Annotated in this window: 7 protein-coding genes; 3 read left to right on the top strand and 4 right to left on the bottom strand. The window is 72.7% G+C overall.

Annotated features, from left to right (window positions below; genetic code table 11):
• Positions 1–605 (bottom strand): helix-turn-helix domain-containing protein (locus tag DLJ58_RS01380; RefSeq protein ID WP_148097964.1); only part of this gene is annotated, 605 nt, incomplete at its 3' end.
• Positions 606–683: 78 nt separating this feature from the next.
• On the opposite strand from DLJ58_RS01380, the gene DLJ58_RS01375 reads away from it, so the two are divergent.
• The 3 genes from DLJ58_RS01375 (at position 684) to DLJ58_RS01365 (ending at position 5,860) form a co-directional block, all read left to right on the top strand.
• The gene (locus DLJ58_RS01375; RefSeq protein WP_124853486.1) at positions 684–2,258 is read left to right on the top strand and encodes a bifunctional NAD(P)/FAD-dependent oxidoreductase/class I SAM-dependent methyltransferase; all 1,575 of its coding nucleotides are present in this window, start codon (positions 684–686) and stop codon (positions 2,256–2,258) included.
• 260 nt (positions 2,259–2,518) lie between these two features.
• Positions 2,519–4,228 carry a coiled-coil domain-containing protein gene (locus DLJ58_RS01370; protein ID WP_124853485.1) on the top strand — a complete coding sequence of 570 codons (1,710 nt, stop codon included), beginning with the start codon at positions 2,519–2,521 and terminating at the stop codon, positions 4,226–4,228.
• A 237-nt stretch (positions 4,229–4,465) separates the two neighbouring features.
• Complete coding sequence (locus tag DLJ58_RS01365; RefSeq protein WP_124853484.1) at positions 4,466–5,860, top strand: dihydrolipoyl dehydrogenase family protein; 1,395 nt, start codon at positions 4,466–4,468, stop codon at positions 5,858–5,860.
• Positions 5,861–5,924: 64 nt separating this feature from the next.
• Here DLJ58_RS01365 and DLJ58_RS01360 read toward each other — a convergent pair whose 3' ends face one another.
• From DLJ58_RS01360 to DLJ58_RS33725, 3 genes are all read right to left on the bottom strand, one after another.
• Positions 5,925–6,692 carry a nucleotidyltransferase domain-containing protein gene (locus tag DLJ58_RS01360; RefSeq protein ID WP_124853483.1) on the bottom strand — a complete coding sequence of 256 codons (768 nt, stop codon included), beginning with the start codon at positions 6,690–6,692 and terminating at the stop codon, positions 5,925–5,927.
• 37 nt (positions 6,693–6,729) lie between these two features.
• Positions 6,730–8,070 carry a hypothetical protein gene (locus DLJ58_RS01355; protein ID WP_124853482.1) on the bottom strand — a complete coding sequence of 447 codons (1,341 nt, stop codon included), beginning with the start codon at positions 8,068–8,070 and terminating at the stop codon, positions 6,730–6,732.
• A gap of 5 nt (positions 8,071–8,075) precedes the next feature.
• Positions 8,076–8,427: cupredoxin domain-containing protein (locus DLJ58_RS33725; protein ID WP_208740779.1), on the bottom strand; the 352-nt coding region annotated here is incomplete at its 5' end.

The following is an 8,427-nucleotide window of genomic DNA, read 5'->3' as shown; positions in this document are numbered from 1 at the left end:
GATCGGCGTTGATCGCGGCCGCCGCGTTCAGGCCGGCCGCGGCGGACGTGCAACCGCTCCCCCTGCGGCCCGAAGAGACTGAGGGCTTCGGCGGTGCCCGGGCCGGGGTTGAAGAAGAGGTGCGGGATGCGGGTGTCGAACTCGGCCACCTCCCCCGGGGTCAGCGTCAGATCACGGTCACCGAGCAGCAGCCGGATCCGGCCGGAGAGCACGTAGAGCCACTCGTACCCCTCGTGGGCCTGCGGGATTCGGCCCCCGGCGGACGGGTCCGGCGGGAAGATCTGCTTGAACGCCTGGACACCGCCCGGTCGGCGGGTCAGCGGCAGGTACGTCACGCCGTGGATGACGATCGGTTTGGGGCGTACCCGGGGGTCGCCGGTGGCGGGGGCGTCGACCAGTTCGTCCAGCGCCACCTGGTAGGCCCTCGCCAGCGGGAGTAGCAGCTCCAGGGTGGGCCGACGACTACCGGACTCCAGCCGGGACAGGGTGCTCACCGAGATGCCGGTCAGGTCGGCGAGCTGGGTCAGCGTGGTCCCGCGTTGGTGACGCAGGGCACGCAGCCGGGGGCCGACGGCCGCCAGCGCGGCGCTGTCCTCGTTTGCCATAACGGCAAGGATAGTTGCCACCTTGCCGACGGCGACGGATGGTGGGCGCAGCCGACAGAGCAAGAGGGAGATATACCGGTGGACGAGACATATGACGTGGTGGTGGTAGGCGGCGGCGCCGCAGGGCTCAGCGGGGCACTGGCGCTGAGCCGGGCCCGACGGTCGGTGCTGGTGATCGACTCCGGGGAGCCGCGCAACGCGCCGGCCGACCGGATACACAACTACCTCGGCCGGGAGGGGACGCCGCCGGGCGAGTTGCTCACGATCGGACGGGCCGAGGTGGCCGGGTACGGCGGGCAGTTCCGCACCGGGCGGGTGCAGGCAGCGACCCGGGACGACGACGGGTTCCGGCTGAGCCTCGACGGCGGGGAATCGGTGCGGGCCCGCCGGCTGCTGGTAACCACCGGTCTGACCGACGAACTGCCCGACGTGCCCGGCCTGGCCCAGCGGTGGGGTCGCGACGTGCTGCACTGCCCGTACTGCCACGGCTGGGAGGTTCGCGACCGGCGGATCGGCGTCCTGGCGACCAGCCCGCTGAGCGTGCACCAGGCCGAGATGTGGCGACAGTGGAGCCCCAGCGTGCTGCTCCTGCTGCACGACTCCCCGGCGCCGGACGCGGAGACCGCCGAGCGGCTCGCCGCCCGCAGCATCGCGGTGGTGCCCGGCCCGGTCGCCGCGGTGGAGGTGACCGACGACGCGCTGACCGGCGTACGGCTCGCCGACGGCCGGGTGGTGGCGCTCGACGCGATCGTGGTGGCGACGCGGCTGACTCCCCGCGCCGACATGCTGGTGGGATTGGGTCTGGCCCCGGAGGAGGTGACGATGGGTGAACACGTCATCGGCGCCCAGATCCCGACCGACGCCACCGGCGCGACGACCGTCAGTGGTGTCTGGGTGGCGGGCAACGTGGCCGACATCCGCAGTCAGGTGATCACGTCCGCCGCGGCCGGCCTGAACGCGGCGGCCGCGATCAACGCCGATCTCATCGCCGAGGAGACCCGCGACGCGGTGTCCGCGTACCGGCAGATGGTGGCCACGACGTTCGAGGAACCGGCGTGGGAGGAGCGCTACCAGTCCCGCCCCTCGGTCTGGAGTGGCCGGCCGAACCCGCAGCTGGTCGCCGAGGTCACCGACCTGGCCCCGGGGCGCGCCCTGGACGTGGGCAGCGGCGAGGGCGCCGACGCGGTGTGGTTGGCCGAGCGCGGCTGGCAGGTGACGGCGGTGGACATCTCCACCACGGCGTTGAGCCGGGCCGCCGCGCACGCCGAGGCCGCCGGCGTGGGCGACCGGATCGAGTTCACCCACGCCGACCTACGGGACAAGCCGCCCACCGAGGAGGCGTACGACCTGGTGTCCGCGCAGTTCATGCACCTGCCACCGGCGGAGCGGCGGGAGTTGTTCGGCCGGCTGGCAGCGGCGGTGGCACCCGGCGGCGTCCTGCTGATCGTCGGGCACCACCCGGCCGATCTGTGGGGGTCGGCGCACCGGATGCACATGCCGGACGCGATGTACACGGCGCAGGACGTGGCCGCCGATCTGGAGCCGGCCCACTGGGAGGTGCTGGCGGCGGAGGAACGCTCCCGCCTCGCGACCAATCAGAACGGCGAGGACATCACCCTCCACGACGCGGTCCTGGTGGCCCGCCGACGTTGACCTCGCGTCTCCCCCCGTCCCGCTGTTGACCTGCGTCGATCATGGAGTGATGGTGGATGACAAAGGTGGTGGAGCACCACCTTTCCGGCACCAGGAGTCCATGATCGGCGCGGGATCGGGGCAATGCGGGACGGCAACGTGAGAGGTGGTGGGGCAGGACTTCGCATGAGGTCCGCTCGGCGGTAGCGTTGCGCCACACTGACGGCCCGTGGGGCAGGCGACCGCCGACCCTGACGCCCCGATCGTACGGAGGATGGTGCATGTCCATCGGCGCTGAGCCGCACGCAGCACGCGACGATGCGGCCTCCCGGCCGAGCTTCGAGCTCACCCTGCGCGGATACGACAAACGCCAGGTGGACCGGCACCTGGAGCAGCTCGACGGCCAGATCGCGATGCTGAGCGGGGAGCACGGGCGCTCCGCCGTCCGCGTCCGTGAACTGACCGCCGAGGTTCAGCGGCTGCGCGCCGAACTGGCCGAGCTTCAGGAGCAACCCGTGCAGGTGGACCGCGCTTCGTTCCATGATCTGGGCCCGATGGTCGGCGAGATCATGGCGCTCGCCGAAAAGCAGGCCAGCATCATCACCGAGTCGGCCACCGACCGGGCCAACGAGCTGCGCAGCGAGTCCGAGCGGATCCTCGCCGACACCCGTGAGCGGGCCGCGCAGGCACGTCAGGATCTGGCCGAGGAGCTGGCCGCCCGGCGGGCCGAGCAGGAGCAGGCGCACGAGGAACGGCGCACCCTGGCCGAGGCCGAATTGACCGCGATCCGCGAGCACGCCGAGCAGTTGCGGGCCGACGGTGAGGCCGTGCACGAGCGCGCCCAGCACGAGGCCAAACGGATCACCGAGCAGAGCGCGCAACAGCTCAACCAGACCCGGGTCGCCGCCGACGCGCTGATGAAGTCGGCCCGCACCCAGATCCAGCAGGAACTCCAGTCGGCCCGCTCCAAGCACCAGCAGGAGATGGCCCAGTGGCAGGCCAACGTGGAGCGAGAGGTCAACGAACGGCGTACCGCCGCCGAGCAGGACATCGCCGAACAGCAGGCCGCCGCCGAGCAGGAGCTGGCCGAGGAGCGCAGCGCGACCGAGCAGCAGATCGCCGCGCTACTGGCCGAGGCGCAGCAGCACGTGACCGAGCTGCGCAACCGCGCCGACGAGCAGTCCGCCAGCCACCAGCAGCAGCTCGCCGCCCTGCAGAAGGAGCTTGAGGAGCGCCGGCAGGAGGCCGCCGAGCTGAACGCCGAGCTGGACACCGGCCGCCAGCAGCTCGCCGAGATCCGCCAGGAGGGCGAGACCCTGGAGAACGAGCTGTCCCGGATGCAGCAGCGACTCGGTGAGGTCCGTCGGGACCTGACCGCCGAAAGTGCCCGGTTGGACGAGGCCCGGCGGGCCGGGGACTCCGCCGAGCGGCACGCCAAGGAGGTCCGCGCCCGCGTACAGCGGGAGGCGAAGCGGGTGGCCGACCTCGCCGCCGCCGCGGTCATGGCCGCGGCAGCCGGCGGTACGGAGACCGCTGAATACCCGATGGTCGGTTCCCGCTCCAGCGCCGACCGTCCCGCCTCGGAGCGGGTAGGCGTCGAGCGGCTCACCGTCGACCGCGTCGGCGTCGACCGGCACCCCGCGGAGCGACCCACCGTGGACGACACGGACGCCGATCGGGCCACCACCGACCGCGCCCCGCTCAACGCCGCACCTGCCGACCGGAGCCCGGTCGAGAACGGCTACGCCGACCTGACCCCGATGGAACAGGCCACTGGCGACCGGGCCCCGGCGGAGCAGGCGAACGACGAGCATGCGGACGCACCGGCGGTAGCGGACGAGTCGACGACGTCCGAACGTACGGCGGCCCGGGACGTCAGCGCCGACGACGCCGAGCGGACCTTCCCTCGACACATCGGCACGGACGCACCGACGCCCGTACCGTTCCTGGCCTTCGGGCAGCCGAGTGAGAACGGCGCCGCCCGACACTGACCGCAACAGCGCTCACTCCCGCCCGGACAAGGGCGGACCAGCGGTGATCAGGTGATGAGAAGTAGGTCGTAGAAGGTCGGGAGACCTCCTTCTCATCACCTGATCAAGGCACGGGTGATGGCCTCGGCGGATTCTGCTCCGAACCGGGTCGCAGCCGCCGCTTGAGCTGGCAGGCTGGGCTGGCCGCCGCGCACCAGCGGTGGCCGCCGGCCTGGCCGGTGACCGAGAGGAGCGCCGGTGACCGACCAACCGGAGGAGTTCGACCTGCTCGTCGTCGGTGGCGGCAAGGCCGGCAAGACGTTGAGCATGGACGTCGCCCGATCCGGGCAGCGGGTCGCCATGGTCGAGCGCGGCATGATCGGCGGCAGCTGCATCAACGTCGCGTGCATCCCGACGAAGGCGCTGGTGACCAGCGCGCGGGCCGCTCGCCAGCTGCGGGACGCGTCGGCGCTCGGCCTGACGGTGGAGGGCGGCCGGGTCGACATCGACCTGTTGCGCGCGCACAAGCAGGACGTGGTGGAGGGGATGGTCGCCGCCAACCGGCAGCAGTTCCTCGACTCCGGTCTGCACCTGGTGATCGGCGAGGCCCGGTTCGTCGGCCCGCGGACCGTACGGGTGGCACTCGCCGACGGCGGCGAACGGCTGCTGCGCGGTAGCGACGTGGTGATCAACACTGGCACTCGCCCCCATCTGCCGTCGGTGCCCGGGATGGCCGAGGCCGGGGTTCTCACCAGCGACGAGTTGCTGCGCCTGGACCGGCTGCCGGCCCGGCTGGTGGTGCTCGGCGGCGGCACCGTCGGGGTGGAGTTCGCGCAGATGTTCGCGTTGTTCGGCAGCGCGGTGACCCTGGTCGAGGGTGGTCCACGGCTACTCACCCGCGAGGACCCCGACATCAGCGACGCGGTGATGCGCGTCTTCCTCGACGATGGCATCGACGTACGGGTGGGTGTGGCCGTCGCGCGAATCGACCGGGAGGCCGACGGCTCGCTCCGGGTGACGTTGGACGACGGCAGCGTGGTGATCGGGGACGACGTGCTGGTGGCGGCCGGGCGGGAACCGGTCACCGACGGGCTCGGCCTGGACGTGGCCGGCGTACGGCTCAGCGAGCGGGGCTTCGTGGAGGTCGACGAGCACCTACGCACCAGCGCCGAGCGCACCTGGGCGGCCGGGGACGTCGCCGGCAGCCCGCAGTTCACCCACGTCTCGTTGGACGACTACCGGATCATCCGAGCGAACCTCGCGGGAGGCCGGCGCAGCACTGCCGACCGGCTGATTCCGTACACCGTCTTCACCACCCCGGAACTGGCGCGGGTCGGCCTGACCGAGACCGAGGCGCGCCGCGCCGGGTACGACATCCAGGTCGCCCACCTGCAGGTCGCCGCCATCCCCCGGGCACGCACCCTGCGCCAGACCCAGGGCATGTGGAAGGCGGTCATCGACACCAGCACTGACCGAATCCTCGGTGCGGCGTTGCTCGGCGCCGAGGCTGGTGAGGTGATCACCTTGGTGCAGCTGGCCATGCTCGCCGGGATGCCGTGGCCCGCTCTGCGGGACGCGGTCATCACCCACCCGACCATGACCGAGGGTCTCAACCTGCTCTTCGCCTCGCTGGAGTCCAGCCCGGTCCGCTGAGCGCCGCGCGGCCCACCCGGTCCGCTGAGCGCCGCGAGGCCCACCCGGCAACCGCGCAACGGGGCTAACCGGCGATCTCGTCGCGTACCCGTTGTTGGAAGGCGCGGGCCTGCGTCCCGGTGGGCGGCTCCCCGCCGTGGCGTGCGGCGACCGCCTGACGGATCACCTCGGCCCGGTCGCCGGCGTCGATCAGCCGCTGGCCGGCGGCGACCTTCGCCAACCAGACGCCGTCGCGGTGGCGCACCAGCGACCGGCAGGCGCCGAGTACGGCGTCCTCGGTGCCGGGCGCGGGTTGGTCGCCCGGCGGAGTAGGCAGGGCGAGCCACCAGGACAGCGCCTCGATGAGCAGCCGGCGCAGGTCGGCCGGGGCGAGGTCGGCGAAGGCCTCCCCCGCCGGCGGGCCGAGCAGTGGGAGTCCACTCTGGTGCAGGATGCTGCGATCGAGGCCGTACCAGAACCGGCCGTCGGCGGCCGGGCGGTCGGCGGGGTCGAGGGTGCGCCGGAACGGCATGCCGGCCCCGGTGTTCAGCTCGACCTCGAAGCCGGGCTCCGGGGTGCCGGAGGCGGCCACCGCCCGGTCGTAGACGACCAACTCCAGTCCGCGTGCGGGGCAGGGCAGCGCCTCGTGCCGCAGCCGGGCGACCAACGTCTGCTTGGCGGCCTCGGTGAGCGGTCCGACGCTGAGCAGCGCCACGTCCACGTCGCTGCGGCCGGGCTGGTACGCCCCGAGCCCCACCGAGCCGGCCGCGTACGCGCCGACCAGGTCGGCGCCGAGCACCTCCCGGGCGGTGCTGACGAGGTCATCGAGGTAGCGCTGAAGATCGGAGTCCACGGGCCATCATGACGCACGGGTCGGCCCCCGGGCGGGGCTACCCCGCGTAGAGCAGCAGCAGACCGGCGACGGTGTAGGCGACCATCAGCGCCAGCAGGGGTAGTTGGCCGGCCACCGCCCGGGCCCGGGGGAACAGGTACAGGGCGCGGTCGTGGGCCAGCAGCGTGCCGAGCAGGTGCCCGAGGATGATGACGGTGATCTGGAGGGTCGCCACCCCGGAGGGCGTGATCAGCGCGGTCTGCGGTTCCCAGTTGGCGGTGCCGAGCCAGTTGGCGCCGGTGCCCAGGGGGTCGGAGAGCAACGCGACGGTGCGCTGGCCCTCCAGGATCAGCAGCGAGTAGTAGTGCGCGACCACGTACCCCACCGCGATCGGCACGATGGAGTGGGCGATCTCGCCCGGCACCGCACGGGCATCGGTCGCATCGGCGCGACCGATGCGCGCCGCGGCACCGGTGGCCGCGAGGTACGCCACCGCGACGGCGGCGATGACGAGGCTCAGACCGGCGCTGCCGGTGACCGCCGGGTGCAGGCCGTTCTCCTGGCTGAAGCGCAACCAGCCCGGCGCGTTGGAGAGGCTGTCGTACATTGTCGAGCCGAGCAGCACGATCACCACGGCGACCAGCCCGGGGCGGGGTCGCAGGCCGGCGATCCCGTCGAGCGGGTTGCGCCAGACCAGGACGCCGTCGGCGGCCCGGCCGAGTGGGGCGAGCTGACCGATCACTGTGCTGTACGCCTCGAACGGGTCGGCGTGGTCGAACCAGCCGGCGCCGAACAGCACCGCGCCGGCCAGCAGGACCACCGCGTACCCGGCCAGCCAGGCGGTGATGACCGGCAGGGTGGCCCGGTCGGGGGCGACCAGTTCCAGCCAGACGAACCCGAACACTGTGGCGGCGGCCGGCCACCAACCGACGCGGTCGGGCAGCTCACGGAGCCCACGGTTCGGGTCGCGCCGCGCCGCCAGCGCCGCGAGCAGGTGCACCGTACGCAGCGGGTTGACCGCCCGCCAGATCGGGCCGAGCAGCAGCGACAGCGGGGCCAGCCCGACCCAGAGCAGCACGTAGAGCGCGCCGGCGGTCGGGTTGTCAGCGGTGTCCGGCCCGCCCAGCAGACCGAGGCAGAACCAGGCGGCGGCGAGCAGGCCGAGCCCGCGCAGCGTCCACCGGAACGCGGGCGCGTCGACGAGTCGGGCGAGCCACCGCGGCACCGGGCGACCGCCGGTGGCGTCCCGGTCGAGCCGGGGTTCGCGCCAGAGCAGTCCCAACGCCACGAACGTGACGACGAGGGTCAGCGCGGCGGCGACGACGAGCTGCGGCAGTGTGATCGGCAGGTCCTGGCGGCCACCGACGCCGTGTGCCAGCAGCGTGGGAGCGGCCGTCATGTCGTTCAGCGGACGACGAGCTGGAAGAGCACCAGCTCGGACTCGTGCGTCTCCACCTCGAACAGCCCGGTCTTGTCGGCGCGGAACTCCACCGAGCCGGGCGTCCCGGCCGGCAGCCGGGCACCCAGGTCGTAGCCGTGCACGTGCAATTCGTCGGACACGTCGGAGGTGACGGTGATCCGGACCAGCTGGCCCTTACTGACGGTGACCCGTCCGGTCGGCGGATCGACCCGCTTCTTCGCGATCGTGACGGTGATCTGTTGGTCCACCGCGGTGGTGCTGGCGGAGGCGCTGGGCGTGCTGGTGGCCGTCGGGGTCGGCGCGGTGGGGGTCGCGCTCGACGGGGCCGCGGCCGTC

Source organism: Micromonospora arida (assembly GCF_003857035.1).
In the GTDB taxonomy this organism is placed as follows: domain Bacteria; phylum Actinomycetota; class Actinomycetes; order Mycobacteriales; family Micromonosporaceae; genus Micromonospora; species Micromonospora arida.
The sequence above is the reverse complement of the archived record's forward strand: the minus strand, read 5'-3'. Positions and strand labels throughout refer to the sequence as shown.